Here is a 26,944-nt window from a genome sequence, read left to right on the forward strand (position 1 = left end):
AGGAGCGGGCTTCCCCCGCGATACTCTTGACCATCAATGAGGGTACGACCATGTCACTTAGCGTCTTCGACCTGTTCAAGATCGGCATCGGCCCCTCCAGTTCCCACACCGTAGGCCCGATGCGTGCTGCCGCGCGCTTCGCCGAAGGCCTGCGGCGCGATGGCCTGCTGACCGCCACGGCCAGCATCAAGGCCGAACTCTATGGCTCGCTCGGTGCCACCGGCAAAGGGCACGGCAGCGACAAGGCCGTGCTCCTGGGCCTTGAAGGCGAGCACCCCGACAGTGTCGACACCGACAGCATTCCCGCCCGCCTGCAGGCGATCCGCAGCAGCGGTCGACTGAACCTGCTGGGCGAGCACAGCATCGACTTCGTCGAAAAACAGCACCTGGCGATGATCCGCAGGCCGCTGGCCTATCACCCCAACGGCATGATCTTTCGCGCCTTCGACGCCGCCGGCCTGCAGATTCGCAGCCGCGAGTACTATTCGGTGGGCGGTGGTTTCGTGGTCGATGAGGACGCGGCCGGCAAGGACCGGATCGTCGAGGACAGCACCGTGCTGCCCTTCCCGTTCAAGACCGCCAAGGAGCTGCTTGGCCATTGCACCGCGCAGAACCTGTCGATCAGCCAGGTGATGCTGGCCAACGAAGCGGCCTGGCGCCCGGAAAGCGAAACCCGAAGCCACCTGTTGCGCATCTGGCAAGTGATGCAGGACTGTGTCGCCGCCGGCTGTCGCAACGAAGGCATCCTGCCCGGTGGTCTGAAGGTCAAGCGCAGGGCCGCGGCGCTGTACCGGCAGCTGTGCAGCAACCCAGAGGCCAGCCTGCGTGATTCGCTGTCGGTACTGGACTGGGTCAACCTCTATGCCCTGGCCGTGAACGAAGAGAACGCCTTCGGCGGCCGGGTGGTCACCGCCCCCACCAATGGCGCCGCCGGCATCGTCCCGGCCGTGCTGCACTACTACATGCGCTTCATCCCCGGTGCCAACGAGGATGGCGTGGTGCGCTTCCTGCTCACCGCCGCTGCCATCGGCATCCTGTACAAGGAGAACGCCTCGATCTCCGGCGCCGAAGTCGGCTGCCAGGGCGAAGTCGGCGTGGCCTGTTCCATGGCGGCCGGGGCCCTGTGCGAAGTGATGGGCGGCACGGTGCACCAGGTCGAGAACGCTGCCGAGATCGGCATGGAACACAACCTGGGCCTGACCTGCGACCCGATTGGCGGGCTGGTCCAGGTGCCTTGCATCGAGCGCAACGCCATGGGCTCGGTCAAGGCCATCAACGCGGTGCGCATGGCCTTGCGCGGCGACGGACAGCACTTCGTTTCCCTCGACAAGGTCATCCGCACCATGCGCCAGACCGGCGCCGACATGAAAAGCAAATACAAGGAGACCGCCCGCGGCGGTCTGGCCGTCAACATCATCGAATGCTGACACCCTCTACCAGCACCAAGGAGTCATCAATGTCCACCGATACACTGCACAAGACCCCGCTGCACGCCCTGCACCTGGAACTGGGCGCGCGCATGGTGCCGTTCGCCGGCTACGACATGCCGGTCCAGTACCCGCTGGGCGTGATGAAAGAACACCTGCACACCCGTGAACAGGCTGGCCTGTTCGACGTCTCGCACATGGGCCAGATCCGCCTGAGCGGCGCCAACGCCGCCAAGGCCCTGGAAACCCTGGTACCGGTCGACATCATCGACCTGCCGGTGGGTATGCAGCGTTATGCCATGTTCACCAACGAACAGGGCGGTATCCTCGACGACCTGATGGTCGCCAACCTTGGCAACGACGAACTGTTCCTGGTGGTCAACGCCGCCTGCAAGGACCAGGACCTGGCCCACCTGCGCAAGCACATCGGCAATGAGTGCGAGATCAAGCCGCTGTTCGAAGAGCGCGCCCTGCTGGCCCTGCAAGGCCCGGCGGCGGTCACCGTGCTGGCGCGCCTGGCACCGGACGTGGCGAAGATGACCTTCATGCAGTTCCAGCCGGTGAAATTGCTGGGCGTTGACTGCTTCGTCAGTCGTTCGGGCTACACCGGTGAAGACGGTTTCGAGATCTCCGTACCGGCCGACCAGGCCGAAGCCCTGGCCCGACGCCTGCTGGCCGAGCCGGAAGTGGCGGCCATCGGCCTGGGCGCCCGCGACTCCCTGCGCCTGGAGGCCGGCCTGTGCCTGTACGGCCACGACATGAACGCGCAGACCACGCCGATCGAGGCCAGCCTGCTGTGGGCCATTTCCAAAGTGCGCCGTGCCGATGGTGAGCGTGCCGGTGGCTTCCCGGGCGCCGAACAGGTCTTCGCCCAACAAGGCAACGGCGTTGCGCGCAAGCGTGTCGGCCTGCTGCCCCTGGAGCGCACCCCGGTACGTGAAGAAGCGGAAATCGTCGATGAAGCCGGCAAGGCCATCGGCACCGTCTGCAGCGGCGGCTTCGGGCCAACCCTGGGCGGCCCGGTGGCGATGGGTTACCTCGATAGCGCCCATACCGCACTCGACACACAGGTCTGGGCGATCGTGCGCGGCAAGCGCGTGGCAATGAAAGTCAGCAAGATGCCATTCGTTGCACAGCGTTACTACCGCGGCTGAATCGTTAGTTGAAACAAAGTGTCATGGCGCGTTCGGATTTTCGAATTCGAACGCGTTTTATAACTTTCGAAAAGCATCGTCGCACGGTCTGGAATGAGCCGGAAAAAATCGACCGAACGGGCACCAAAAGGTAGAGCGGCAGCGGCTTTGAGGGCTTGTTTTTGCCGACAGAGTTAGCGTAGAGTCACTGCACTGTGTTTGCATGGGTCGCTATGGTTCGTGACCTGGGCAGTAGCGCTGAGAGTTGCTACAACCCGTTCGACGTCTCTTACTTTCCTGCAACCCAGCCCAGTACTCTTTCATTTGGAAGAAGCTGTTACTAATTCTAAGTTTCAAAGGAAATAAGACAATGTCCCAACGTCAGAGCGGTACCGTCAAGTGGTTTAACGACGAGAAAGGTTTTGGTTTCATCACTCCAGAAAGCGGTCCGGATCTGTTCGTACACTTCCGCGCTATTCAGGGCAGCGGCTTCAAGAGCCTGAAAGAAGGCCAGAAAGTCACCTTCATCGCCGTGCAGGGCCAGAAAGGCATGCAGGCTGACGAAGTTATCGCGGAAGCCTGATTCCGAGATAAAAAGCCCCTGCTGGCAACAGCAGGGGCTTTTTTGTGCGCGCTCGGTGGGAGCGGGCTTGCCCCGCGATGGCGACCTGGCAAGTAAACCCTGTCACAGGGCAACGATGTGCGCGCGTAATTTCGTAGAATGGCTGTTTTGCCCAAGGAGGGCCCGTGTATGCCCAAGCCGCTGTTACAGCCCCAGGGTGACTTCCCAGCCGTTGGCCTCGGCCGTCGCCTGGCCGCCATGTTCTACGACTTCCTGTTGTGTACGGCGCTGCTGATCGTCACTGCTGGCGTGTACAAGATGATCCAGATGGCGATCATCGGCGAGGCGCGCATGCGTCAGTTGACCGAGGCCGGCGCACTGGATGGCGATCCTTTGTTGTCGACCCTGCTGTTGTTCGCCCTGTTCGGTTTCTTTGCCAAGTTCTGGACCCATGGTGGCCAGACCCTGGGCATGCAGGTCTGGGGGATTCGTGTGCAGAATGCCGATGGCAGTGCTATCAGCCTGTGGCAGGCGCTGTTGCGCTTTATCGTGGCGATTGCGTCCTGGTTGTGCCTGGGGCTGGGTTTTTTCTGGTCGCTGGTCGACAAGCAAAAACGCAGTTGGCATGACATCTACTCCGACAGTCAGTTGGTGCATGTGCCCAAGCGCAAGAAGCCATAGTTTTCTACCCCGTAGCCGCTGCCGCCAGGCTGCGATCGACCGCAAAGCGGTCGCAGAACCTGCCCCAGCCAAGACATCTGGCTCACCGAGGCACCAGGAGCAAAGACTTCGGTCCGCCGGTTGCGAGCTGATCCGTTGGCGGTGGTGACGCGAACTCACCTTTCCGCCCTTACGGCGGGCCACTTTGTCATGGCAAAGTGGCGCAAACCGTGCGTCCCTGCATCCGGCCCTTCGCTACGCTGCGGGTCCCTTCCCTCCGGCATTGCTCCCGCCGGGGCGCACCGAAGGGCCATCCATGGCCCTGCGGTGCTTGCAGGCCATCCATGGCCTGCACCCGGCTACGCAATGCCTCCACTCAGCCTCCTGAAGGGACGAACCGTGTCGTCTGGACTGGCGATGTACGAACAGCAAAGACAAAGACAAAGACAAAGACAAAGGCAAAAGCGAAATCGCAAAGCCGAACCCGAGCTTCGCTCTGCTTTTGCTCTTGCTTCTGAGCGCGCGATATCCCAGGCGCCATCAATCGTCCCTTCAGGAGGCCGAGTGGAACCCTTGCGTAGTGGGGCGACGGCCATGGATGGCCGGCGAGCGCCGTAGGGCCAGGGACGGCCCTTCGGCGCGCCCCCGCGGGAGCAAGGGTGTAGCGAGGGTACCCGTAGCGCAGCGAAGGGCCGGATGCAGGGACACGGGTTTTGCCCACTTTTGCCTTCAAAAGTGGGTCGCCGTAAAGGCGAAACCAATCGGCGGGGCCGCCGTAGGGAATGGATATGCTCACCGTCTTCAGTGCCAACGCTTTGGTCTGACAATGCACAAAAGCAAAAACAAACACCCACAAAAAAGCCGACCCGAAGGTCGGCTTTTTCATGCCAGCAAGACTCAACCAGCCCGCCGCAACATCCACCACCCGGCCCCGGCACAGATCGCCGCCGGAATCACCACTGCCAGCAACGGCGGGAAACCGAACACCTGGCTCGAAGGCCCGAGCAAGTCCTGGGCGATACGGAACACGAAGCCCACCAGCACACCGGTGAACACACGCTGCCCCAGGGTCACCGACCGCAGCGGACCGAAGATGAAGGAAATCGCCATCAGCACCAACGCTGCCGTCACAAACGGCTGCAGGACCTTGGTCCAGAACGCCAGCCAGTAGCGGGAGTTGTTCAGGCCCTGGTCGGACAGGTAGTGGATGTAGTCCCACAACCCGGTGATCGACAGCGACTCAGGCGCCAGCACCACGGTGTTGAGCAGTTGCGGCGTGACGGTGACATCCCAGCGCACGGCAGGCTCCTTGATGACCTCGGTGTGATCACCACGGAAGTGCGTGGTCGTCACGTCACTGAGCTGCCAGTGATCTTCCTGGTACTGCGCCCGACGGGCGAAGCTGGAGGTGACCAGGTGTCGCTCGTTGTCGAAGCGATAACGGGTGACGCCGTACAGCAGGCCGTTGGGCTGCACCGAGTTGATGTGCACGAACTCGTCGCCCTGGCGGTGCCACATGCCGCGCTTGGAGCTTTGCGCCTCACCGCTGCCCTGGGCCAGGGAGCGGTCGGCCTGGGCCTTGTTCTCGGTCGCCGGCGCCACGTACTCGCCGATCAGGATGCCGGCCAGCATCAGCACCAGCATCGGCTTCATCACCGCCCAGACGATTCGCCCGATGGACACGCCGGCAGCGCGCATGATGGTCAGTTCGCTGCTGCTGGCCAGGCTGCCCAGGCCGATCAGGCAGCCAATCAGGGCGGCCATCGGCAGCATGTCGTACAGCCGCCGCGGTGCGGTCAGCAACACGAAGTTGCCGGCATCCCAGAGGGTGTAGTTGTCGTTGATGTCGCCCATCTCGTCGATGAAGGCAAACAGCGAGGCCAGGCCGAGGATGATCCCGAGCACGGCAATAATGGCCAGCAGCACGCTCTTGCCGATGTAGCGATCGAGCTTAACCATGGGCCACCTCCGCACGACGCGCGGCACGCTTGAGGCGCAACGGCTCCCAGTACATCAGCGCCAGGCCGATGAGCAGGAACAGCCCGTGGACCCACCAGATACCCAGGCCGATCGGCAGCTTGCCTTTCTCCAGGGCGCCACGCACGGCAATCAGCATTGTCAGGTACGCCATGTACAGAAGGATGGCCGGCAGCAGCTTGAGGAAGCGGCCCTGGCGCGGGTTGACCCGCGACAGCGGCACGGCCAGCAAGGTCACCACGAATACCAGCAGCGGCAACGACAGGCGCCATTGCAGTTCGGCACGCTCGCGCAAACCGTCGTGGCCGATCAGCTCGGACGTCGGGATGGCTTCGCGGTCGGTGATTTCTTCACTGACCTCAGGCTTGGGCAGCAGCACGCCATAGGTGTCGTACTTGATAGCGCGGTAGTCGGCCTGGCCAGGGTTGCCGTCGTAGCGGTAGCCGTTTTCCAGGATCAGGTAGCGGTTACCGTCGGCACCGACCTCCTGACGCCCCTTCTCGGCGACCAGCACCGAAGGCGCGCGCTCCTTGGTCTTGTCCTGGGAGAAGCGCTTCTCGGAAATGAACACCCCGCCCAGGTTGCCACGGTCTTCGGACAACTGCTCGGTATAGGTGACCCGGGTGCCGTCGCGCAAAGTCTGGAAGCGGCCCGGTACCAGGGTGTCGAACTCGGTCATGGCATCCTGCTGGTTGATGATCTGCGCCACCTGGGTCACGCCCTGTGGCGCCAGGCCCAGGCTCAGCCAGGCGACCAGCGCGGCCACCACGGCCGCCGGGGCCATGGTCATGGCCAGCAGGCGCTGCTGGCTCATACCGGTGGCCGAGAGCACGGTCATCTCGCTTTCCAGGTAGAGCCGGCCATAGGCCAGCAGGATCCCGAGGAACAGCCCCAGCGGCAGGATCAACTGAAGGAAACCGGGCAGGCGATAACCCATGATCAGGAACAACACACCTGGATCGAGCACGCCCTGGGCAGCCTGGGCCAGGTATTTGATGAAGCGCCCGCTCATGATGATCACCAGCAGCACGGCGCTGACGGCACTCAAGGTCACCAGGACCTCGCGGGACAGATAACGGAAGACGATCAAACCAGACACTCCTGGGTTGTCAGGCTCGGACAGCCGAACAAGGAATACATAACAGCCAAGATAGTTGTTGGTTCAGCCGAAGCGAACCCGGACAAAAGTTGGCGCATTATCCTGTGATTGGCCGTGCCTGTCACTTGGCGCCGTGCAATGCTTCATGTCGGGGTTGTCAGGGCGGTCCAAGCAGGCTCAAACTGGCAGCTTTATCACCGGCACGCGACCACGCGGCCAGGCGCCTGCACAGACAGCGCGCCGACACAGATCATTCGGGGATCCTGACATGGAACTGGTTGTAAAAAGCGTAGCCGCCGCCTCCTTGAAAACCGCCACGCTGGTGCTCGCGGTCGGCGAAGGTCGCAAACTCGGTGCCACCGCCAAGGCGGTCGATGAAGCCTGCGGTGGTGCCCTGAGCGCCGTGCTCAAGCGCGGCGACCTGGCTGGCAAGGTCGGCCAGACCTTGCTGCTGCACAGCCTGCCGAACCTCAAGGCCGAACGCGTGCTGCTGGTGGGCACCGGCAAGGACAGCGAACTGGGTGACCGCAGCTGGCGCAAGGTGGCGTCCAGCGTGCTGGCCGTACTCAAAGGCCTCAACGGCGGCGACGCAGTGCTGGCCCTGGAAGACGTGGCCATCGCCGGCCGCGACGCTTTCTACGGCAAGGCCCGTCTGCTGGCCGAAACCCTGCTCGACGGCGAGTACGTCTTCGACCAGTTCAAGAGCCAGAAGGCCGAACCCCGCGCCCTGAAAAAAATCACCCTGCTGGCCGACAAGGCCGGTGTCGCCGAGGTCGAGCGCGCGGTCAAGCACGCCAGCGCCATTGCCACCGGCATGCGCCTGACCCGTGACCTGGGCAACCTGCCGCCGAACGTCTGCCATCCAAGCTACCTGGCCGAACAGGCCAAGGGCCTGGGCAAGGCCCACAAGGGCCTGAAGGTCGACGTGCTGGACGAGAAAAAGATCAAGGAACTGGGCATGGGCGCGTTCTACGCCGTTGGCCAGGGCAGCGACCAGCCGCCACGCCTGATCGTGATGCACTACCAGGGCGGCAAGAAATCCGAGAAGCCGTTCGTGCTGGTGGGCAAGGGCATCACTTTCGACACCGGTGGCATCAGCCTCAAGCCGGGCGCCGGCATGGATGAAATGAAGTTCGACATGGGCGGTGCGGCCAGTGTGTTCGGCACCCTGCGCGCCGTGCTCGAACTGCAACTGCCGATCAACCTGGTGTGCCTGCTGGCCTGCGCCGAGAACATGCCGAGCGGCGGCGCCACCCGTCCGGGCGACATCGTCACCACCATGAGCGGGCAGACCGTCGAAATCCTCAACACCGACGCCGAAGGCCGCCTGGTGCTGTGCGACACCCTCACCTACGCCGAACGCTTCAAGCCCCAGGCGGTGATCGACATCGCCACCCTGACCGGCGCCTGCATCGTCGCCCTGGGCAGCCATACCTCGGGCCTGATGGGCAACAACGACGAACTGGTCGGCCAGTTGCTCGACGCCGGCAAGCGTGCCGACGACCGCGCCTGGCAGCTGCCGCTGTTCGATGAGTACCAGGAGCAGCTCGACAGCCCGTTCGCCGACATCGCCAACATCGGTGGCCCGAAGGCCGGCACCATCACCGCTGGTTGCTTCCTGTCGCGCTTCACCAAGGCCTACCACTGGGCCCACCTGGACATCGCCGGCACCGCCTGGATCAGCGGCGGCAAGGACAAGGGCGCCACTGGCCGCCCGGTCCCGCTGCTGACCCAGTACCTGCTCGATCGCGCCAACGCCTGAGTGATGGCCGACCGGCTGCGCTCCCGAGCGTAGCCGGCCGGACGGCAGATCATGAGCAAGGTCGATTTCTACATTCTACCCAGCGACGCGCCCTCGGCGCGCCTGGATTTTGCCTGCAAGCTCTGTGAGAAGGCCTGGCGCCTGGGGCATCGGGTCTACCTGCAGTGCAGCGATGCCGCCCAGCGCGACGAGCTGGACGCGCGCCTGTGGGCGTTCAAGGGTGAGGCCTTCGTGCCCCACGGCCCGGCCGAGGACGATCCCCACGGCAGTGTTGCCCTGGGCCTGGGCGATGACGCCGGCAGCCACCAGGACCTGCTGATCAACCTGGCCCTCAAGGTGCCACCGTTCGCCTCGCGCTTTGCCCGCATTGCCGAAATCGTGGTCGAGGAGCCGACGATCCGTCAGGCTGCCCGAGAGAGTTTCCGTTTCTACCGCGAACAGGGCTATGCTCTGCAGGATCACCGCCTACAGCGACTGTGAAGACGATGGACAAACCCACCCCCCTGCCCCAATCCGCACACCTGCTCGATGACCTTGAGTCGATTCGCCAGCTGCTGGGCGATGAATCCCTTGAACCGCCGCTTTTGACCGACACCGTCGAGGAGCAGATCCCGTTGCTGCTCGAAGAGGCCGAAGCAGCGCCGGCCGTTGCCGCGCCCGAACCGGCCCCGATGGACCCTCAGGCCCGGCGCCAGGACACCCTGCTGCACCTGGACAGCGAGCTGCGAGCTGCAGCGCAGCTGATCATGCAGGACGTGATCAACGACTTTACCCCGCATATCGAGAACGAGATCAAGCGCCGGCTCGATGCCCGGCTCGAGCGTTTGCTCAACCAGCGTCCCGAGTGATCTGGCGGGCCTTTGGCCCGCATCGCAGGCGTTGCCGGCTCCCACCCATTGACCTCTGTGGGAGCCGGCATCGCCGGCGATGGCTGCACAGCAGCCCCAATCCCACAGTTTTTGCCTCCTGCCATCACCTCACGCTACGCCCCGGCCTTTATCCCCGTTATACTGCCCGGCTTTCCTGAATAAATGCCTAAGGGTCCCGCCGCGCATGGATAAGACCTACCAGCCGCACGCTATTGAAACTTCCTGGTACAACACCTGGGAGTCCGAGAATTATTTCGCTCCGCAAGGCGCGGGCGATTCCTACACCATCATGATCCCGCCGCCGAACGTCACCGGCAGCCTGCACATGGGTCATGGCTTCAACAACGCGATCATGGATGCCCTGATCCGTTTCCGCCGCATGCAGGGTCGCAACACCCTGTGGCAGCCAGGTACCGACCACGCCGGTATCGCCACCCAGATGCTGGTCGAGCGCCAGCTTGAGGCCAAGGGCCAGAACCGCCACGACCTGGGTCGCGAGAAATTCCTGGAAAAGGTCTGGGAATGGAAGGATCAGTCCGGTGGCAACATCAGCCGCCAGATCCGCCGCCTGGGCTCGTCGGTCGACTGGAGCCGCGAGCGATTCACCATGGATGACGGCCTGTCCGAGGCGGTCAAGGAAGCCTTCGTGCGCCTGCACGAGGATGGCCTGATCTACCGCGGCAAGCGCCTGGTCAACTGGGACACCAAGCTGCACACGGCGATCTCCGACCTCGAAGTGGAAAACCACGACGAGAAAGGCCATCTGTGGAACCTGCGCTACCCGCTGGCTGACGGCGCGAAAACCGCCGACGGCAAGGACTACCTGATCGTCGCCACCACCCGTCCGGAAACCATGCTCGGCGACGCCGCCGTCGCCGTGAACCCCGAGGACGAGCGCTACAAGGCCCTGATCGGCAAGTTCGTCGAACTGCCGCTGGTCGGCCGCCGTATCCCGATCATCGCCGACGACTACTGCGACCCCGAGTTCGGCACCGGCTGCGTGAAGATCACCCCGGCCCACGACTTCAACGACTACGAAGTCGGCAAGCGCCACAACCTGCCGCTGCTCAACATCTTCGACAAGAATGCCTTCGTCCTGCCGGCCGCCCAGGTGTTCAACCTCGATGGCAGCGTCAACGAAAGCATCGACGCCACCCTGCCTGCCCGGTATGCCGGCCTGGACCGCTTCGTTGCGCGCAAGCAGATCGTCGCCGACTTCGACGCCGCGGGCCTGTTGGTCAGCGTCGACGACCACGCCCTGAAAGTGCCGAAAGGCGACCGCTCCGGCACCGTCATCGAGCCATGGCTGACCGACCAGTGGTACGTCTCGACCAAGCCGCTGGCCGAGCCTGCGATTGCCGCCGTTGAAGACGGCCGCATCCAGTTCGTGCCCAAGCAGTACGAGAACATGTACTTCTCCTGGATGCGCGATATCCAGGACTGGTGCATCAGCCGCCAGCTGTGGTGGGGCCACCGCATTCCTGCCTGGTACGACGAAGCCGGCAAGGTCTACGTCGGTCGCAACGAAGAAGAAGTGCGGACCAAGAACAAACTCGGTGCCGATGTGGTCCTGACCCAGGACAACGACGTGCTCGACACCTGGTTCAGCTCGGGCCTGTGGACGTTCTCGACCCTGGGCTGGCCGCAGCAGACCGAATTCCTCAAGACCTTCCACTCCACCGACGTGCTGGTCACAGGCTTCGACATCATTTTCTTCTGGGTCGCCCGGATGATCATGCTGACCATGCACCTGGTGAAGAACGAGGACGGCACCCCGCAGGTTCCGTTCAAGACCGTCTACGTGCACGGCCTGGTCCGCGACGGCCAGGGCCAGAAGATGTCCAAGTCCAAGGGCAACGTCCTCGACCCGCTGGACATCGTCGACGGCATCACCCTGGACGAACTGCTGGAAAAACGCACCAGCGGCATGATGCAGCCCAAGCTTGCCGAGAAGATCGCCAAGCAGACCAAGGCCGAGTTCCCTGAAGGCATCGCCAGCTACGGCACCGACGCCCTGCGCTTCACCTTCTGCTCGCTGGCCTCCACCGGCCGTGACATCAAGTTCGACATGGGCCGCGTCGAAGGCTACCGCAACTTCTGCAACAAGATCTGGAACGCCGCGCGCTACGTGCTGGACAAGGGCGACGACTGCGGCCAGAACGGCGAAGCCTACGAGCTGTCGCTGGCCGACCGCTGGATCATCTCCCAGCTGCAGCGCACCGAAGCCGAAGTGACCCGCCAGCTGGATCAGTTCCGCTTCGACCTGGCCGCCCAGGCGCTGTACGAGTTCATCTGGAACCAGTACTGCGACTGGTACCTGGAGCTGTCCAAACCGGTACTGTGGGACGAGAATGCCCCGGTCGAGCGTGCTCGCGGCACCCGTCGCACCCTGGTGCGCGTGCTGGAAGTGGCGCTGCGCCTGGCCCATCCGTTCATGCCGTTCATCACCGAGGAAATCTGGCAGCGCCTGGCGCCGCTGGTTGGCGCCGAAGGCAAGACCATCATGCTGCAGCCGTGGCCGGTGGCCAACGAAAGCCGCATCGATGCCGCTGCCGAAGGCGATATCGAGTGGCTCAAGGAGCTGATGCTCGGTGTGCGCAACATCCGTGGCGAGATGAACATCGGCCCGGGCAAGCCATTGCAACTGTTCCTCAAGAACGCCAGCGCAGAAGACCAGCGCCGCCTGCAGGAAAACGAAGCGCTGCTCAAGAAGCTGGCGAAGATCGAATCCTTCACCGTGCTGGGCGAGCAGGACGAAGCGCCGCTGAGCGCCACCGCCCTGGTGGGCGATCTGCAAGTGCTGGTGCCGATGGCCGGCCTGATCGACAAGGACGCTGAACTGGCGCGCCTGAACAAGGAAATCCAGCGCCTGCAAGGCGAAGTCCAGCGCGTGGGTGGCAAGCTGTCCAACGCCGCCTTCGTCGACAAGGCACCGCCTGCGGTGATCGACAAGGAACGCGCCAAGCTGGCCGAAGCCGAACAGGCCCTGGCCAACTTCACCGAGCAGCATGCGCGGATTGCTGCGCTGTAATCGATCCAAGTGACACCATCGCGGGGCAAGCCCGCTCCTACGGGGTTTTGTAGGAGCGGGCTTGCCCCGCGATGCATTCCAGGACATACCATGACCAGCAAACCTACCCTGCACCCGCGCAACCGCCACCAGGGCCGCTACGACTTCCCCCAACTGATCAAGAGCAGCCCTGAGCTGGGCCGATTCATGATCACCAATCCCCATGGCAAGCCCAGCATCGACTTCGCCAACCCCGAGGCTGTGCGGGTCTTCAACCGCGCCTTGCTCAAGGCTCAATACGGCATCCAGCACTGGGACATTCCGGCCGACTACCTGTGTCCACCGATCCCTGGCCGGGCGGATTACGTGCATGTGCTGGCCGATTTGCTGGCGCAAGAAAACGGCGGCGAAATCCCCCGGGGTGCGCAAATCCAAGCACTGGACATCGGCGTCGGCGCCAACTGCATCTACCCGCTGCTGGGCCACAGCGACTACCGCTGGCGCTTTCTCGGCTCGGACATCGACCCCGTTGCCCTGGCAGCCGCCAAAGCCATCGTCCAGGCCAACGGTCTGGACAAGGCCATCAGCCTGCGCCAGCAAGGCAACCGCAAGCACATCCTGCTTGGCCTGCTCAAGGACGACGAGCGCTACGACCTGACCCTGTGCAACCCGCCCTTCCACGCTTCACGGGACGAGGCTACCCGCGGCAGCCAGCGCAAATGGCGGGCCCTGGGCAAAGCCGATCCCAAGCGCAAGTTGCCGGTGCTGAATTTTGGCGGGCAGAACAACGAACTCTGGTGCGAGGGCGGCGAAATCCGTTTCGTCAGCCAACTGGTGGCCGAGAGCGCGGCGCACGGTCTGCAGGTGCTGTGGTTCACCACACTGGTGTCCAAGGCGTCCAACCTGCCGGGCATTGAGGCTGCGCTGAAGAAGGCGGGTGCCGTTGAACAGCATGTCGTCGCAATGGGCCAGGGGCAGAAACAGAGTCGCATGGTGGCCTGGACCTTCCAGGATGTAGCGTCCCGCCAGGCATGGCGCCAAAGCCGCTGGACAACCCGGTAGGAGCGGGCTTGCCCCGCGATGCGATGGTGCGGCCACTATTGCTATCGCGGGGCAAGCCCGCTCCTACGGGCGTAAAAAAGCCGCGTCCGGATGAGCCGGACGCGGCTTTTTCAAAGCTGCTTACACTTACTTGTTTACAGCGTCGGTCAGCACTTTGGCTGGAACGAACTTGACGACTTTCTTGGCAGCGATTTCGATGGCAGCGCCAGTCGAAGGGTTGCGGCCGGTACGGGCAGGACGCTCGGTGATTTTCAGTTTGCCAATGCCTGGCAGGGTGATTTCGCTGCCATTTTCCAGTTGATCAGCAACGATCTGACCCAGTTGCTCCAGAGCGTTACGCGCGGTGGTTTTTGGCGCGTCGATAGCTTCGGCGATATCGGCGATCAGTTGGTCTTTGGTCAATGCCATGGTGGTGTTCCTTCCCTATCAAATTCAGTGAGTATGCAGAGTGCTACGTCAGTCATCGAGCCAGACCTGCAGGGTAGCCGGCGGTCCGGTATTACAACCATGTCAATCGCGTATGTAGATACGCAAAACGGCGTTTGGTTCGACGTGACGCGAGCGGTCTGCCAGCAATGCGCCGCACGCGGGGCGCAAGACCGGGCAAAACTACCACACGAATAGATAAATATCCGCCTCTGACAGGGCAAATGTGCAGGTTTTTCGGGGGTTTGCGCGAAAAAACGCAAAAAACTGAACAAAAAACGAACAACCGACATATCTGCCAACATCTGGCCGCTGAATCCCCCCTGGGCTGAGGTACACTTGGCCACTTTGCATCGCGGCCAGCACCGCCCATTTTCAACCGAGAATCCCATGCCGATCCGTCATTGCATCGTCCACCTGATCGACAAGAAACCCGATGGCAGCCCCGCCGTGCTGCACGCCCGCGACTCCGAGCTCGCCGAGTCCGGTGCCATCGAAAACCTCCTGGCCGACCTCAACGACAGCTACAACGCCAAGCAAGGCAAGGCCTGGGGGTTCTTCCATGCCGAATCCGGTGCCCATCCGTTCAGCGGCTGGCTCAAGGAATACCTGGATGAAGGCAGCACCTTCACCGCCTTCAGCCGGGTCGCTGTCGAGCACCTGCAAAAACTGATGGAAGAGTCCAACCTGTCAGTCGGCGGCCACGTCCTGTTCGCCCACTACCAGCAAGGCATGACCGAATACCTGGCCATCGCCCTGCTGCACCACAGTGAAGGCGTGGCGGTGAACGCCGACCTGGACGTCACCCCGTCCCGCCACCTGGACCTGGGCCAGCTGCACCTGGCCGCGCGGATCAACCTCTCCGAGTGGCAGAACAACAAGAACTCCCGCCAGTACATCTCGTTCATCAAGGGCAAGAACGGCAAGAAGGTCTCGGAGTACTTCCGCGACTTCATCGGCTGCCAGGAAGGCGTCGACGGCCCGGGAGAGACCCGCACCCTGCTCAAGGCCTTCAGCGACTTCGTCGAAAGCGAGGACCTGCCGGAAGAAGCCGCCCGGGAGAAAACCCAGACCCTGGTCGACTACGCCACCAGCCAGACCAAGGCCGGCGAGCCGGTGACCCTGGAGGAGCTGTCGGGCCTGATCGACGAAGACCGCCCGAAGGCCTTCTACGATCACATCCGCAACAAGGACTACGGTCTGTCGCCGGAAATCCCGGCCGACAAACGCACCCTCAACCAGTTCCGCCGCTTCACCGGTCGCGCCGAAGGCCTGTCAATCAGCTTCGAAGCTCACCTGCTGGGCTCGAAGATCGAGTATGACGAGCAAGCCGGCACCTTGATCATCAAGGGCCTGCCGACGCAACTCACCGATCAGCTTAAGCGTCGCAAGGATTGAAACGCACCACTGTCCAGCCGTGAACAGCGGGACAGTGGGCGCTCTTTGCGTTTACCGTGGATTGCAGCCTGCAGCCGTAGCCTGTTCGTGACTGACGTAAGGACGGAAGGGTTCAAGATTCCAGATCGACTTACTTCTGTAATTGACGATCAGACATACCAACTGTCGCCGCATGCTACCCGACGAGGTTTCGTTTTCTCGCCATTGCTGATCCGCGCCGTGCAGGCTGACCAACTCCTGATACATGGCATCCGTTTCACTGCTACGGACATTTCGTCCGTCCTCCGTAGGCTTAACCGCGAGTGTCCATACCTTATCCCCGGTATCCGGGTCATCACGGTAGACCCACTTGGCCGACTGGATGTACTTGCCTTCGGCTTGTTCCGTATCGGCACCGCCAGCCTCTACAGGGTTACACTTGGCCGCAGTGGCCTCTTCATGTGAAACGTAAGGGCGGAAAGGCTCCAGGTTCCACTCAGGCTTGCGTCGATAGTTGACCAACAGGCACACCAACTGTCGCCGCATACTGCCCTCTGCACGTTCATTCTCCTGCCACTGAGAGTCAGCGCCTCTTAATGCAAGCAGCTCCTGATACATTGCATCGGTTTCATCCGGGCCGACGTCTCGTCCGTCCTGGGTGGGCGTAACACTAAGCGTCCATTCCTCTTTACCTGTGCCTGGATCGTGGCGCAAGATCCATTCGGTTGACTGAATGTATTTTCCGCCTGCAACGCCGCCCGTATCTTGGCCCGGCAGCACGTTACACCCTCGTGCCGCAGCTTGCTCCTGGGTGGCATCCGGCCGGAACGGTTCCAGGTTCCAGGGCGATTTGTGCCTGGCAATGATCATATGGCAAACCACTTGACGGTACATCCCACCACCGTCATTTTCGCGCCATTGCGGATCGGCTCCAAACTTGGCGACCAGCTCGTCGTAGAATGCCTTGTCGCCCTTTTCATCCCGTACCTCCCGACCACAGTCGGTAGGTACGACCGCCAGCGTCCATTCATCTTTTTTGGTACCGGGATCGTAGCGTTTAACCCATTCGGCACTTTCCACGTAACCTTTGTCGCAGGTCTCGTCACCTCCGCCCCCTACAACAGTGTCCTTGTCGTCTGGTGCTATGACCTGGTCCGCGCTTTTATACGAAAATTTCGCATCCTCAGCAGTTGTTTGTGGCAATGTCAGCTCAATGACAGGAGCAAACCAACCTGACGTTTCTTTGTAATCTTTCTGCGCCGCCTGCGCATTCTCCAAACCTCCCGTCGTGTAAAAGAATGCCCTCAGCGGAAAGGTGCCACGCGGGGTAGTGGACCACTTGGCGATTCTAAACTCATTCTGCTGAGTGATCGTTCTACTACTGGCAAGCCGCCCTCCCTCCAGGCCTGCGGTGAAAGCGGTTGCCGACCGTGTACGTGCGTCTCCGGACAAATAAAAACCGCATTGGTTCCAGTTACTCATTCCATCTTCGCCCGAATATTTATCGTACCATTTTTTCCCTGTATCAATTTGTTGCATGTCACAACGCTTACTTACCTCCCCTCTCGGGCTTTGCCCGCAGCCTAACTCTTCACGTGCATTGGTCCCGCCATCGATAGGAAAAAAGCACAGGTAGTCTAGAGTGTAACGCCCCGGTGGTGTAACATCCTGATTATACAAAATAAATCCGCTGTTCAGACCACTGACCAACTTACGAAATTCGGCATCTACACGCAGATAGGAAAATGATACGGCTGTAGAATTTGGGTTATAGTCCCACGTATGATAATCATTTGATGGATACGTTGCGCGAAAAACAACGCCAGAACACAAATAAGCAGGCCTGGCTTTACCCCCACAGTCTTTCACATCATCATAATACAGCGCTTGCAGGTCTTTGACCGTCGCCGCCCCTATTTCATCAGCCGTCGGGGCTGCAGTGGCGAAGCGCGTCACACCTAAAGCCAGCACCCCCAAAAGAACAAGCCTACATCTGTTGGATGTATTCATTTCCATATCCTCTATGAAAAACAAAGCCCAGAGACAGCAAATGGGTATCAAGGCCCTCTGCCCTTCACAGCAACCTGTTCTACGGTTTTTAGAGCAACCGCCAGCCTCGCCAACGAATCTATACGCCCCGAGAAAATCCAAACAACTGGTAAAAATATCAGGTGGGGTACCTGATATTTATACCAGTTGCCCCCTGCAAAACACGCAAATACACTCGCAGCACATCCAATCGAATCCGCAGGTATTTTTACATGAACAGCAAACTACTGGCGGTTGGCACACTCGTTGTATTCCCAGTCATTAGCGCGCACGCGGCACTTCTGGCGCCTGTGCTCCCCCCCAACGAAACAACGCAGCGAATAAATAACAACTACAACAAAACGGACACCCACTGCACCGAAGTAGGAGGCGACGCCGCCCGTGGCCACTACTATTGCAGCGGGGTATCGCTGAGAATGGTCAACGACGGGGATTTCTTCCCTTGGGACTACAGTCCCTATGCGATCAAGACCGGAGCCACTTCATGGTCCTGGATTCGACGTGACCTCACCATCAATACCCTGATACACCCTGCTGGGATGATCATGCGCAATCCAACGGATGCCGAAAAACTGAAACTGCCCATCAAGGAAAGTGGTTTTGTATGTATCTACTCCTTTGATGCAGGTACTGGCCCCGATCGTAAATGGTATGGGTGCGGACAATCGGATGGAATAGTCCCCGCCAATGCTGGTAATGGTCCACGCATCAACAAAAACTCGGAAATCGCTTACGGCTCCTGCACGGATCAAGGCGTAAACAACGAAGCGGACTGGCTTAAGAAGTACACACCTGGAATTCTCAACCCTCTGTTCCAGATACAAAAGACCCAGTGTTCCTGGGATGCCGAAAGCCCTGCCCAATGGGACAGCATGATAAAAGTCCATGAGTCCAGGACATCCACGACTGCGCTTAACCCTTATGCAATTAATACCTTCACCAATGAGTTCATGCTGAAAAATGCCTCGGACACCAATGACGGCTCTGAAAACATGAAATACATTGATGCCTTTGTCTACAACCCGGCAACGACATACAACTATCCATCACTGGGTGACACTGCGCCGCCAAAACCAGAAGATGGACTGACCGTCGCACGGAATTTCCAGAAAAAACTTTATGACAAAGGCTATTTGGTCCCAATACTCAGGATCAACTTCGACAAGCCTGCAGAAGAACGTTTCAGCTATGTCGCTGCCGACCAACAAATCTCACTGGAAGATTACAAAGAAGAGACCGACGAAGAAGAGAACAATGAAGAGGAGAACAACAACCAAAACGAAAATACTTCAGAACAAGCGGCCGGAACTTATATCATGAGTAGTAAATGGGTCAGCCTCTACAACCGTAAAACTGGAAAAAATGAATGGTCCTTACGCGTAACACCCACGGCCTTCGGGCGAGAGATCAGAGAGCGTGCGCAGACTAATGCCATGTATGAAGAACTGCTCGCCAGAAACGGTAACGACCCGCAATGGCAAGAAAACGAAAAGACACCGGGCAGTATGCGACGCCAACTGGTGTGCCTGCTCACCCAATACCGCAGCAAAGAAAACTGGTACCTGGAACCGTTTCGCCCCTACGTCTCATATGACGAGGCGGTGACAGCCCACTGCAACCCGTACGCCTCTGGCACGGATACGACTTCCCCTTCAACCCCATCGCCGAAACCTGGTCTCTATATAGCGTCTACTGAGTGGATAAACCGCTTTAATAAAGATACCGGACAAAATGAGTGGACACTGCAGGTGACGCCTACGTCTTATGGTAGAGAAATCAGAAAGCGCGCCCAGACTGACGCCATGTACGATGAACTGGTGAGCAGAAATGGCAACGACTCACAGTGGACCGAAAACGAAAAATCTGCAGGCAGCATGCGTCGACAACTTGTTTGCCTGCTGACCGAGTATCGCTCCAAGGACAACTGGAATCTGGAACCTTTCCGTCCTTATGTTTCCCATGAAGCCGCCGTGTCCGCAGGGTGCAACCCACGGTAAGGTCACCACTCAGGAAATTGGCTGGGCGGCGTAGTCAGCAACAAGGACCTCCTTGGCCTTTTTGCGCAATTTCTTCACCAGTCGCTCCTGGCGCAAGGCCTCGGCCTTGCTCGGCCAGGACTCGACGTACACCAGGGCCACTGCCGGACTGGTACTGAAGTAACGCGCGCCCTGCCCCTTCTGGTGAGCCAGGAAGCGCCGCTGCGGGTTATCGCTGATCCCGCAATAGAGCGAACCATTGGCGGCACGCACCAGGTAGACATACCAGGGTTTGTTCAGCGGTTCGGGGATGGGCTCGGACACGGTGGCTACTATCAACGGCAAAGCGCACAGCTTAGCGCCTCAACGCCCCGCCTGAAACGCCCTCAGGCCTTTCTGCGCCTGGGCACGTACCTTGCCCTGCAGCAGTGGTGACCAGCCCAGCAGCACCCCTGTGGTGCCCAATGCCTGACGCGACCAGCGCCACAGGTCGAAGCTGTCGTGGTGCTCGCAGATCTTGCCGTCACGAAACACAAAACGTGCCTGGATGTCATTGACCACGGTGCGCCCGGTCTGGCTGAACAGATAGCGGGCGATCCAGTGGGCACTACCGCCGCGCTCATCAGCGCGCACACCGTCGAAGGTCAGGGAAAAGTCCTTGGCACGGGTGGTGAGCATGCGCCACATGTCACCGACATCCTTGCCGCGCAAGGTACCGAAGGCCGGGTCGCTGAAGACGATATCGTCGCTGTAGCAGGCAACCATCGCTTCGGCATCCAGACGCTGGAACGCCTGGTAGAAGCGCGTGATCAAGGCAGTGTTGGCGTCGCTCATATGGCGGGTCCGTGTCCAATGATTGGACCCGCACCATAGTGGCAAAAACTATCGCGGGGCAAGCCCGCTCCTACCAGAGCTGTGGGAGCGGGCTTGCCCCGCGATAGCGTCAAACTCGCTCGCTGACCACTTGCACTTGCAGGTTGCGTCCGGCCTTTAGGCCAAAGCCGATGGCGCCAATACCCAGCACGGCAAAGATCCAGCCCACCGCACTCCAACCACCGGTCAGGTCATGCACCAGGCCAACCGCGAACGGCCCCATGGACGCCAGGGTGTAACCCACGCCCTGGGCCATGCTCGACAGGTTGGCCGCCACGTGGGCGTCCCTGGAGCGCAGCACGATCAGCGTCAGCGCCAGGGCGAAGGTACCGCCCTGCCCCAGGCCCAGGACAATTGCCCAGCCCCACAAACCTTCCAGCGGTGCGTACAGGCAGCCGAACAAACCGGCCAGGGCCAGCAGCATGACCAGCACGATCGCCAGGCGCTGATCCTTGCCACGCGTCGCCAGCCACGGCGCCGCGAGGGAGCTGACAAGTTGCACGATCACCGAACCGGACAGTACCAGGCCCGCCTGGGTCGGGGTCAGGCCGCGACCGATCAGGATCGACGGCAACCAGCCGAAGACGATGTAAGCCAGCGAAGACTGCAGCCCCATGTACAGGGTCACCTGCCAGGCCAACGGGTCGCGCAACAGGCCGCGCACCCGATAGGCCACATGGTGCGCACCATGCCCCTGGCGCGCCTGGGGCAACCAGACCAGCACCGCCAGCAGCGCCGGGACCAGCCAGAAGCCCAGGCCCAGCGACCAGCTGTCACCCAGGTGCTGACTCAGCGGTACCGTGGCGCCGGCCGCCATGGCTGCCCCCAGGCACAGGGCCATGGTGTAGACCCCGGTGAGTGTGCCGGCATGTTGCGGGAAATCACGCTTGACGATACCCGGCAACAGCACGCCGATCACACCGATACTGGCCCCAGCCATGATGCTGCCGAGGAACAGCCCCGTAGCACCGAAGGCGCTGCGCACGGCAATGCCGGCCGCCAGGGTCAGCAGGATGCCGAGGATCACCCGCTCGCTGCCAAAGCGTCGCGCCAGCACCGGCGCCAGCGGCGCAAAGAGGCCCAGGCAGAGCACCGGCAAGGTGGTCAGCAGGCCGGCCTGGGACGCACTCAGGCCAAGGCTGTCGGAAACCTGGCTGAGCAGCGGCGCCATGCTCGACAACGCCGGACGCAGGTTGAGCGCCACCAGCACCAGACCGAGCAATAGCAACCAGGGCCGCTGGAGCAGTAAGGGCTGCGTCTGTACCTGTTCGTCGTCGGCTTCGGCATCGATCAGCAGTTCTTCAAGCTCGGCCCCCTGAGCCGGGGCAGCGTTCGGGGCAGTGTCACGGGCCATGGCAGTCTCGCAAGGTCAGGATTCGTTGATCAGGGTCCGGCTCAGGGCCTTGGCCTTGTCCGGATCGCGTTGTTCTATGGCGTCGAGAATCTGCCCGTGCAGGTCGAAGACCGACTGGCATCGCGGCGCGTGGGACAGGTTGTGGTGCAAGGTCGCCGCCACCACTCCGGAAAAGTACCGGTACAGCTCGCTCAGGGCCGGGTTGTGCGCGGCATCGACCAGACGCTGGTGAAAAACAAGGTCGCAACCGATGTAACGCTCAAGGTCATCGTGAAAATGCGCGCTGCTGTGTTCAAGCGCTTCGCGCAGGGCTCGCAGGTCTGCATCGGTGCGGCGCACCGCCGCCAGGCCGATGGCCTCGGCTTCAAGGATGTGCCGGGTTTCCCGGGCCTGCTCCGGGCTGCAGCGCGACAGCGCCTGCATCGCCTGCAGTGGATCGACCGCCGTGCGCAGGTAGCTGCCGTCGCCCTGGCGGACTTCGACCAGGCCGCTGAAGGCCAGCACCCGCATGGCCTCACGCACGGTGTTGCGGCTGATGCCCAGTTCAGTGGCCAGTTCAGGTTCGGTGGGCAGGCGCTGGCCGACGGCCCAGGCGCCCGTGGCGATGCGTTGGCGCAGTTGGTCGACGGCTTGTTCGACCAGGGAGCGTTTGATGAGTACGGTCATGACATCCAATCATCGGATGAATTTAAGTGGCAAGGTTAACGCCATAGGTTGCACAAATGCAATCGCCGGCTACGCCGGCTCCCACAAGGTTCATGACACCCCTGTGGGAGCCGGCATAGCCGGCGATTGGGTAGCCCGCGTCAGCTCAACGCATCAAGCAACGCTTGATTCTGCTCCGGTGTGCCGATGGTGATGCGCAGGAACTGGGCAATCCGCGCCTGCTTGAAGTGACGCACGATCACCCCTTGCTCGCGCAGCCTGGCGGCCAGCTCGCCGGCATCCTGCTGCGGATGACGGGCGAAGATGAAGTTGGCGGCCGAAGGCAGCACCTCGAATCCACGGGCAGTGAGCTCGCTCACCAGATGCTCGCGACTTTCGATGACCTTGCGGCAGGTTTCGTCGAAGTAGGCACGGTCCTCGAACGCCGCCGCTGCCCCGACGATCGCCATGCGATCGAGGGGATAGGAGTTGAAGCTGTTCTTGATCCGCTCCAGGGCCTCGATCAGGTCCGGATGGCCGACTGCCAGGCCTACCCGCAGCCCAGCCAGCGAGCGCGACTTGGACAGGGTCTGGGTAACCAGCAGGTTGTCATAGCGGTCGACCAGGCTGATGGCTGTCTGCCCGCCGAAATCGATATAGGCTTCGTCGACCACCACCACCGACTCCGGGTTGGCCTTGAGCATCTGCTCAATGGCCTCCAGCGCCAGCAGGCAACCGGTGGGCGCGTTGGGGTTGGGGAAGATGATGCCGCCATTGGGCCTGGCGTAATCCTCGACGCGGATCTGGAATTGCTCGTCCAGTGCCACCGGCTCGAACGGAATGCCGTACAGGCCACAGTAGACCGGATAGAAGCTGTAGCTGATGTCCGGGAACAGCAGCGGTGCACCGTGCTGGAACAGACCGTGGAAAATGTGTGCCAGCACTTCGTCGGAACCGTTGCCGAGGAACACCTGGTTGCCCTTGACCCCGTAGTAGTCCGCCACCGCCTGCTTGAGCAGGTCGCTGTTGGGGTCCGGGTACAGGCGCAGGTTGTCGCTCAGTTCGCCGCGCATGGCTTCCAGCGCCTTGGGCGATGGGCCGTAGGGGTTCTCGTTGGTGTTGAGCTTGACCAGCCTGGCCAGCTTCGGCTGCTCACCCGGGACGTAGGGCACCAGGTCCTTGACGAAGGGGCTCCAGAATTTGCTCATGTTCAGTTCCCCTTCTTGTCGGCAAGGATGCGGTATTCGGCGCTGCGGGCGTGAGCGGTCAGCGATTCGCCACGCGCCAGCACCGAAGCGGTCTGGCCGAGCTGTGAGGCGCCCTGCTCGGAGCAGAAGATGATCGACGAACGCTTCTGGAAGTCATACACCCCCAGAGGCGACGAGAAACGCGCGGTGCCGGACGTCGGCAAGACGTGGTTGGGACCGGCGCAGTAGTCGCCCAGCGCTTCGCTGGTGTGGCGGCCCATGAAGATCGCGCCGGCATGGCGGATTTGCGGCAGCCAGGCCTGTGGGTCGGCCACCGACAGTTCCAGGTGCTCAGGGGCAATACGGTTGGCCACGTCCATGGCCTGTTGCATGTCGCGCACCTGGATCAGCGCACCACGGCCGTTGATCGAGGTCTTGATGATTTCGGCGCGCTCCATGGTCGGCAGCAGCTTGTCGATACTGGCGGCAACCTTGTCCAGGAAGGCGGCGTCGGGGCTTACCAGGATGGCCTGGGCGTCTTCGTCGTGCTCGGCCTGGGAGAACAGATCCATGGCGATCCAGTCCGGATCGGTCTGGCCGTCACAGACCACGAGGATTTCGGAAGGGCCGGCAATCATGTCGATACCGACCTGGCCGAACACATGGCGCTTGGCAGTGGCCACGTAGATGTTGCCCGGGCCGACGATCTTGTCCACCTGCGGCACGCTTTCGGTGCCATAGGCCAGGGCCGCAACCGCCTGGGCGCCACCGACGGTGAAGACCCGGTCGACGCCGGCGATGCAGGCCGCCGCCAGGACCAGTTCATTGACTTCCCCACGCGGGGTCGGCACGACCATGACCACTTCGCCGACACCCGCGACCTTGGCCGGGATGGCATTCATCAACACCGACGAGGGGTAAGACGCTTTGCCGCCCGGCACGTAAAGGCCAGCACGGTCCAGCGGGGTCACTTTCTGGCCCAGCACCGTGCCGTCGGCCTCGGTGTAGCTCCAGGAGTCCTGCTTTTGCCGCTCGTGGTAGATGCGCACGCGGTTGGCAGCGGTTTCCAGGGCCTGGCGCTGCTCCGCGGTGATACGGGTCAGGGCCAGTTCCAGGCGCTCGCGGCCCAGGATCAGGTCGTCGATGGAACCGGCTTGAACGCCGTCGAAACGCTGGGTGAATTCCACCAGGGCGGCATCGCCGCGCTCGCGCACGGCCTTGATGATGTCCAGCACCCGCTGGTTGACCGCGTCGTCAGACACGCTTTCCCAGCTCAGCAGATGATCCAGATGTCGGGCGAAATCCGGGTCGGCGGCATTGAGTCGGGCAATTGCAGTGGACGTGGTCATAGCGAGGGCCTCAATAAATGGCGAATGCTCAGGCGCCCTAAGCTACCAGTCCATCCGCGCGGGCACCCGAGAAAAGTGGCTATGACGCGGATAGACGGGCGCGACAGCGAAGGTCGCGCGCAGAGGTCAGCCGCGGTGTCGCGATTCGACAGCCTGGCGCAGGGTGTCGATCAGGCTCTGGATGCGGGCATGCTGCATCTTCATCGAAGCCTTGTTGACCACCAGCCGGGAGCTGATGGTGGCAATCAGTTCCTGGGGTTCCAGGCCATTGGCACGCAAGGTGTTGCCGGTATCGACGACGTCGATGATCTTGTCGGCCAGGCCAATCAGCGGCGCCAGCTCCATCGAGCCGTACAGCTTGATGATGTCGACCTGACGGCCTTGTTCGGCGTAGTAACGCTTGGCAACGTTGACGAACTTGGTCGCCACCCGCAAACGGCCCTTGGGCTCGGCGGCACCGACGGCGCCAGCGGTCATCAGCTTGCACTGGGCAATCTTCAGGTCCAGGGGCTCATACAGGCCCTGGCCGCCGTACTCCATCAGCACGTCCTTGCCGGCCACGCCCAGATCGGCAGCGCCATGCTCGACATAGGTCGGCACGTCGGTAGCCCGCACGATCAGCAGGCGAACGTCGTCCTGGGTCGTCGGAATGATCAGCTTGCGGCTCTTGTCCGGGTTTTCGGTCGGGACGATACCGGCCTCTGCCAGCAGCGGCAGGGTGTCGTCGAGAATTCGACCCTTGGATAGCGCGATGGTCAACATGGGAAACGTCGGTCCTTATGCGGCTACAGCCGGCCGGGCCCTGGGCCCGACCGCATTCAATTCGGTGCAGCAACTGGCTGGCGCGTCCCTGCGCCATTGGCAGACTAGCCCGGTACGCGGCGGATCTTGGCGCCCAGCATCTGCAGTTTTTCTTCGATGCACTCGTAACCACGGTCGATGTGGTAGATGCGATCGATCAGGGTATCGCCTTCGGCCACCAGGGCCGAGAGTACCAGGCTGGCCGAAGCCCGCAGGTCGGTAGCCATGACTGGCGCGCCCTTGAGGGTCTTGGTGCCGGTGACGATGGCGGTGTTGCCTTCGACCTGGATCTGCGCGCCCATGCGGTGCATTTCGTACACGTGCATGAAGCGGTTTTCGAAGATCGTTTCGATCACCGCGCCAGTACCTTCGGCAATGGCGTTCAGGGAGATGAACTGCGCCTGCATGTCGGTCGGGAATGCCGGGTACGGAGCGGTACGCAGGTTGACGGCCTTTGGCCGCTTGCCGTGCATGTCCAACTCGATCCAGTCTTCACCGGTGGTGACTTCGGCGCCGGCTTCCTTGAGCTTCTCGAGGACGGCTTCGAGGATGGTCGGATCGGTGTCCTTGACCTTGACGCGGCCACCGGTAACGGCAGCGGCGACCAGGTAGGTGCCGGTCTCGATACGGTCGGGCATGACCCGGTAGGTGGCCGAACCCAGGCGCTCGACGCCATCGATGGTGATGGTGTCGGTACCGGCGCCCTGGATCTTGGCACCCATGGCGATCAGGAAGTTGGCCAGGTCGACCACTTCAGGCTCGCGCGCGGCGTTCTGCAGCACGCTGCGGCCCTTGGCCAGGGCAGCGGCCATCATGATGTTCTCGGTACCGGTCACGCTGACGGTGTCGAAGAAGAAGTGCGCGCCACGCAGGCCGCCTTCAGGCGACTTGGCCTTGATGTAGCCACCTTCGACCTCGATCTTCGCGCCCATGGCTTCCAGGCCGCGGATGTGCAGGTCGACCGGACGCGAGCCGATGGCGCAACCGCCAGGCAGGGCCACTTCAGCCTCGCCGAAGCGGGCGACCATGGGGCCCAGCACCAGGATCGAGGCACGCATGGTCTTCACCAGCTCATACGGCGCGACCAGGGTCTTGATGGTACGTGGATCGATTTCGACCGAGAGCTTCTCGTCGATCACAGGCTCGATGCCCATGCGACCGAACAGCTCGATCATGGTGGTGATATCGTGCAGGTGCGGCAGGTTGCCGACGGTGACCGGGCCATCGCACAGCAGGGTGGCTGCCAGGATCGGCAGGGCCGCGTTCTTGGCACCGGAAATGCGGATTTCGCCGTCAAGACGAGCGCCGCCAGTAATAATCAGTTTGTCCATTTGTGTCTCGCCGCC

General features: G+C 61.7%; 24 protein-coding genes. 11 read left to right on the top strand and 13 right to left on the bottom strand.

Annotation, left to right across the window (positions count from 1 at the left end; all coding sequences use genetic code 11):
- Positions 1 to 50 precede the first annotated feature (50 nt).
- The 4 genes from ACIQUS_RS05160 (at position 51) to ACIQUS_RS05175 (ending at position 3,803) form a co-directional block, all read left to right on the top strand.
- A complete protein-coding gene (locus tag ACIQUS_RS05160) occupies positions 51 to 1,427 on the top strand; it encodes an L-serine ammonia-lyase (RefSeq protein ID WP_403043732.1) in 1,377 nt (458 codons plus the stop codon).
- Positions 1,428 to 1,456: 29 nt separating this feature from the next.
- On the top strand, positions 1,457 to 2,581 hold the full coding sequence (gcvT, locus tag ACIQUS_RS05165) for a glycine cleavage system aminomethyltransferase GcvT (RefSeq protein WP_403043734.1): 1,125 nt from the start codon (positions 1,457 to 1,459) through the stop codon (positions 2,579 to 2,581).
- Positions 2,582 to 2,930: 349 nt separating this feature from the next.
- The gene (locus tag ACIQUS_RS05170; protein WP_285861563.1) at positions 2,931 to 3,143 is read left to right on the top strand and encodes a cold-shock protein; all 213 of its coding nucleotides are present in this window, start codon (positions 2,931 to 2,933) and stop codon (positions 3,141 to 3,143) included.
- A gap of 168 nt (positions 3,144 to 3,311) precedes the next feature.
- The gene (locus tag ACIQUS_RS05175; RefSeq protein ID WP_403043737.1) at positions 3,312 to 3,803 is read left to right on the top strand and encodes an RDD family protein; all 492 of its coding nucleotides are present in this window, start codon (positions 3,312 to 3,314) and stop codon (positions 3,801 to 3,803) included.
- 355 nt (positions 3,804 to 4,158) lie between these two features.
- Here the strand turns inward: ACIQUS_RS05175 and ACIQUS_RS05180 are convergent, their stop codons facing one another.
- From ACIQUS_RS05180 to lptF, 3 genes are read right to left on the bottom strand one after another with little or no spacing between them, the layout of a single operon-like run.
- Positions 4,159 to 4,668, bottom strand: coding sequence for a hypothetical protein (locus ACIQUS_RS05180; protein WP_403043739.1), 510 nt, complete (start codon positions 4,666 to 4,668; stop codon positions 4,159 to 4,161).
- Between the two features lie 11 nt (positions 4,669 to 4,679).
- Complete coding sequence (gene lptG / locus ACIQUS_RS05185; RefSeq protein ID WP_403043742.1) at positions 4,680 to 5,741, bottom strand: LPS export ABC transporter permease LptG; 1,062 nt, start codon at positions 5,739 to 5,741, stop codon at positions 4,680 to 4,682.
- A complete protein-coding gene (lptF, locus tag ACIQUS_RS05190) occupies positions 5,734 to 6,849 on the bottom strand; it encodes an LPS export ABC transporter permease LptF (RefSeq protein WP_403043745.1) in 1,116 nt (371 codons plus the stop codon). Before lptF ends, lptG begins: the two co-directional genes overlap by 8 nt.
- Before the next feature lie 277 nt (positions 6,850 to 7,126).
- Between lptF and ACIQUS_RS05195 the strand changes: the two genes are divergently transcribed.
- The 5 genes from ACIQUS_RS05195 (at position 7,127) to rlmF (ending at position 13,561) form a co-directional block, all read left to right on the top strand.
- Complete coding sequence (locus tag ACIQUS_RS05195) at positions 7,127 to 8,620, top strand: leucyl aminopeptidase (protein WP_403043748.1); 1,494 nt, start codon at positions 7,127 to 7,129, stop codon at positions 8,618 to 8,620.
- A 51-nt stretch (positions 8,621 to 8,671) separates the two neighbouring features.
- Complete coding sequence (locus ACIQUS_RS05200) at positions 8,672 to 9,100, top strand: DNA polymerase III subunit chi (protein WP_403043751.1); 429 nt, start codon at positions 8,672 to 8,674, stop codon at positions 9,098 to 9,100.
- 5 nt (positions 9,101 to 9,105) lie between these two features.
- Entirely contained in the window at positions 9,106 to 9,468 is a 363-nt protein-coding gene (locus tag ACIQUS_RS05205; protein ID WP_403043753.1) for a DNA polymerase III subunit chi, read from the top strand.
- Between the two features lie 205 nt (positions 9,469 to 9,673).
- Positions 9,674 to 12,520, top strand: coding sequence for a valine--tRNA ligase (locus tag ACIQUS_RS05210; protein WP_403043756.1), 2,847 nt, complete (start codon positions 9,674 to 9,676; stop codon positions 12,518 to 12,520).
- 90 nt (positions 12,521 to 12,610) lie between these two features.
- Entirely contained in the window at positions 12,611 to 13,561 is a 951-nt protein-coding gene (gene rlmF / locus ACIQUS_RS05215; protein WP_403043759.1) for a 23S rRNA (adenine(1618)-N(6))-methyltransferase RlmF, read from the top strand.
- Positions 13,562 to 13,687: 126 nt separating this feature from the next.
- Here rlmF and ACIQUS_RS05220 read toward each other — a convergent pair whose 3' ends face one another.
- Positions 13,688 to 13,969 (bottom strand): HU family DNA-binding protein, encoded by a 282-nt coding sequence (locus ACIQUS_RS05220; protein ID WP_009398256.1) that lies wholly within the window; start codon positions 13,967 to 13,969, stop codon positions 13,688 to 13,690.
- Positions 13,970 to 14,377: 408 nt separating this feature from the next.
- On the opposite strand from ACIQUS_RS05220, the gene yejK reads away from it, so the two are divergent.
- On the top strand, positions 14,378 to 15,385 hold the full coding sequence (gene yejK / locus ACIQUS_RS05225) for a nucleoid-associated protein YejK (RefSeq protein WP_403043763.1): 1,008 nt from the start codon (positions 14,378 to 14,380) through the stop codon (positions 15,383 to 15,385).
- A gap of 51 nt (positions 15,386 to 15,436) precedes the next feature.
- Here the strand turns inward: yejK and ACIQUS_RS05230 are convergent, their stop codons facing one another.
- Positions 15,437 to 17,374, bottom strand: a complete 1,938-nt coding sequence (locus ACIQUS_RS05230; RefSeq protein WP_403043766.1) for a DUF2599 domain-containing protein — start codon at positions 17,372 to 17,374, stop codon at positions 15,437 to 15,439.
- Positions 17,375 to 17,625: 251 nt separating this feature from the next.
- Here ACIQUS_RS05230 and ACIQUS_RS05235 point away from each other — a divergent pair, with 251 nt between their 5' ends.
- Positions 17,626 to 19,410, top strand: coding sequence for a DUF2599 domain-containing protein (locus ACIQUS_RS05235; protein WP_403043769.1), 1,785 nt, complete (start codon positions 17,626 to 17,628; stop codon positions 19,408 to 19,410).
- A 9-nt stretch (positions 19,411 to 19,419) separates the two neighbouring features.
- Here the strand turns inward: ACIQUS_RS05235 and ACIQUS_RS05240 are convergent, their stop codons facing one another.
- The 8 genes from ACIQUS_RS05240 to murA form a co-directional block, all read right to left on the bottom strand.
- Entirely contained in the window at positions 19,420 to 19,713 is a 294-nt protein-coding gene (locus ACIQUS_RS05240) for a GIY-YIG nuclease family protein (protein ID WP_403043772.1), read from the bottom strand.
- Positions 19,714 to 19,752: 39 nt separating this feature from the next.
- A complete protein-coding gene (locus ACIQUS_RS05245) occupies positions 19,753 to 20,223 on the bottom strand; it encodes a nuclear transport factor 2 family protein (protein ID WP_403043775.1) in 471 nt (156 codons plus the stop codon).
- Positions 20,224 to 20,332: 109 nt separating this feature from the next.
- Positions 20,333 to 21,616 carry a CynX/NimT family MFS transporter gene (locus ACIQUS_RS05250; protein WP_403043778.1) on the bottom strand — a complete coding sequence of 428 codons (1,284 nt, stop codon included), beginning with the start codon at positions 21,614 to 21,616 and terminating at the stop codon, positions 20,333 to 20,335.
- A 15-nt stretch (positions 21,617 to 21,631) separates the two neighbouring features.
- Positions 21,632 to 22,282 carry a FadR/GntR family transcriptional regulator gene (locus ACIQUS_RS05255; RefSeq protein WP_403043781.1) on the bottom strand — a complete coding sequence of 217 codons (651 nt, stop codon included), beginning with the start codon at positions 22,280 to 22,282 and terminating at the stop codon, positions 21,632 to 21,634.
- Between the two features lie 140 nt (positions 22,283 to 22,422).
- A complete protein-coding gene (gene hisC, locus ACIQUS_RS05260) occupies positions 22,423 to 23,469 on the bottom strand; it encodes a histidinol-phosphate transaminase (RefSeq protein WP_403043784.1) in 1,047 nt (348 codons plus the stop codon).
- Between the two features lie 2 nt (positions 23,470 to 23,471).
- Positions 23,472 to 24,797 (bottom strand): histidinol dehydrogenase, encoded by a 1,326-nt coding sequence (gene hisD, locus ACIQUS_RS05265; protein ID WP_403043787.1) that lies wholly within the window; start codon positions 24,795 to 24,797, stop codon positions 23,472 to 23,474.
- Between the two features lie 126 nt (positions 24,798 to 24,923).
- A complete protein-coding gene (hisG, locus tag ACIQUS_RS05270) occupies positions 24,924 to 25,559 on the bottom strand; it encodes an ATP phosphoribosyltransferase (RefSeq protein ID WP_403043789.1) in 636 nt (211 codons plus the stop codon).
- 104 nt (positions 25,560 to 25,663) lie between these two features.
- Positions 25,664 to 26,929, bottom strand: coding sequence for a UDP-N-acetylglucosamine 1-carboxyvinyltransferase (gene murA, locus ACIQUS_RS05275; protein ID WP_285861580.1), 1,266 nt, complete (start codon positions 26,927 to 26,929; stop codon positions 25,664 to 25,666).
- Positions 26,930 to 26,944 lie beyond the last annotated feature (15 nt).

The organism is Pseudomonas sp. NPDC090755 (genome assembly GCF_044769005.1).
Taxonomy (GTDB): Bacteria; Pseudomonadota; Gammaproteobacteria; order Pseudomonadales; family Pseudomonadaceae; genus Aquipseudomonas.

Bases quoted from the DNA above. Each gene is read 5' to 3' on its own strand.
- ACIQUS_RS05160 (WP_403043732.1), top strand. From the start codon at position 51: ATGTCACTTAGCGTCTTCGACCTGTTCAAGATCGGCATCGGCCCCTCC.
- gcvT (WP_403043734.1), top strand. From the start codon at position 1,457: ATGTCCACCGATACACTGCACAAGACCCCGCTGCACGCCCTGCACCTG.
- ACIQUS_RS05170 (WP_285861563.1), top strand. From the start codon at position 2,931: ATGTCCCAACGTCAGAGCGGTACCGTCAAGTGGTTTAACGACGAGAAA.
- ACIQUS_RS05175 (WP_403043737.1), top strand. From the start codon at position 3,312: ATGCCCAAGCCGCTGTTACAGCCCCAGGGTGACTTCCCAGCCGTTGGC.
- ACIQUS_RS05180 (WP_403043739.1), bottom strand. From the start codon at position 4,668: ATGAAAAAGCCGACCTTCGGGTCGGCTTTTTTGTGGGTGTTTGTTTTT.
- lptG (WP_403043742.1), bottom strand. From the start codon at position 5,741: ATGGTTAAGCTCGATCGCTACATCGGCAAGAGCGTGCTGCTGGCCATT.
- ACIQUS_RS05195 (WP_403043748.1), top strand. From the start codon at position 7,127: ATGGAACTGGTTGTAAAAAGCGTAGCCGCCGCCTCCTTGAAAACCGCC.
- ACIQUS_RS05200 (WP_403043751.1), top strand. From the start codon at position 8,672: ATGAGCAAGGTCGATTTCTACATTCTACCCAGCGACGCGCCCTCGGCG.
- ACIQUS_RS05205 (WP_403043753.1), top strand. From the start codon at position 9,106: ATGGACAAACCCACCCCCCTGCCCCAATCCGCACACCTGCTCGATGAC.
- ACIQUS_RS05210 (WP_403043756.1), top strand. From the start codon at position 9,674: ATGGATAAGACCTACCAGCCGCACGCTATTGAAACTTCCTGGTACAAC.
- rlmF (WP_403043759.1), top strand. From the start codon at position 12,611: ATGACCAGCAAACCTACCCTGCACCCGCGCAACCGCCACCAGGGCCGC.
- ACIQUS_RS05220 (WP_009398256.1), bottom strand. From the start codon at position 13,969: ATGGCATTGACCAAAGACCAACTGATCGCCGATATCGCCGAAGCTATC.
- yejK (WP_403043763.1), top strand. From the start codon at position 14,378: ATGCCGATCCGTCATTGCATCGTCCACCTGATCGACAAGAAACCCGAT.
- ACIQUS_RS05230 (WP_403043766.1), bottom strand. From the start codon at position 17,374: ATGAATACATCCAACAGATGTAGGCTTGTTCTTTTGGGGGTGCTGGCT.
- ACIQUS_RS05235 (WP_403043769.1), top strand. From the start codon at position 17,626: ATGAACAGCAAACTACTGGCGGTTGGCACACTCGTTGTATTCCCAGTC.
- ACIQUS_RS05245 (WP_403043775.1), bottom strand. From the start codon at position 20,223: ATGAGCGACGCCAACACTGCCTTGATCACGCGCTTCTACCAGGCGTTC.
- ACIQUS_RS05250 (WP_403043778.1), bottom strand. From the start codon at position 21,616: ATGGCCCGTGACACTGCCCCGAACGCTGCCCCGGCTCAGGGGGCCGAG.
- ACIQUS_RS05255 (WP_403043781.1), bottom strand. From the start codon at position 22,282: ATGACCGTACTCATCAAACGCTCCCTGGTCGAACAAGCCGTCGACCAA.
- hisC (WP_403043784.1), bottom strand. From the start codon at position 23,469: ATGAGCAAATTCTGGAGCCCCTTCGTCAAGGACCTGGTGCCCTACGTC.
- hisD (WP_403043787.1), bottom strand. From the start codon at position 24,797: ATGACCACGTCCACTGCAATTGCCCGACTCAATGCCGCCGACCCGGAT.
- hisG (WP_403043789.1), bottom strand. From the start codon at position 25,559: ATGTTGACCATCGCGCTATCCAAGGGTCGAATTCTCGACGACACCCTG.
- murA (WP_285861580.1), bottom strand. From the start codon at position 26,929: ATGGACAAACTGATTATTACTGGCGGCGCTCGTCTTGACGGCGAAATC.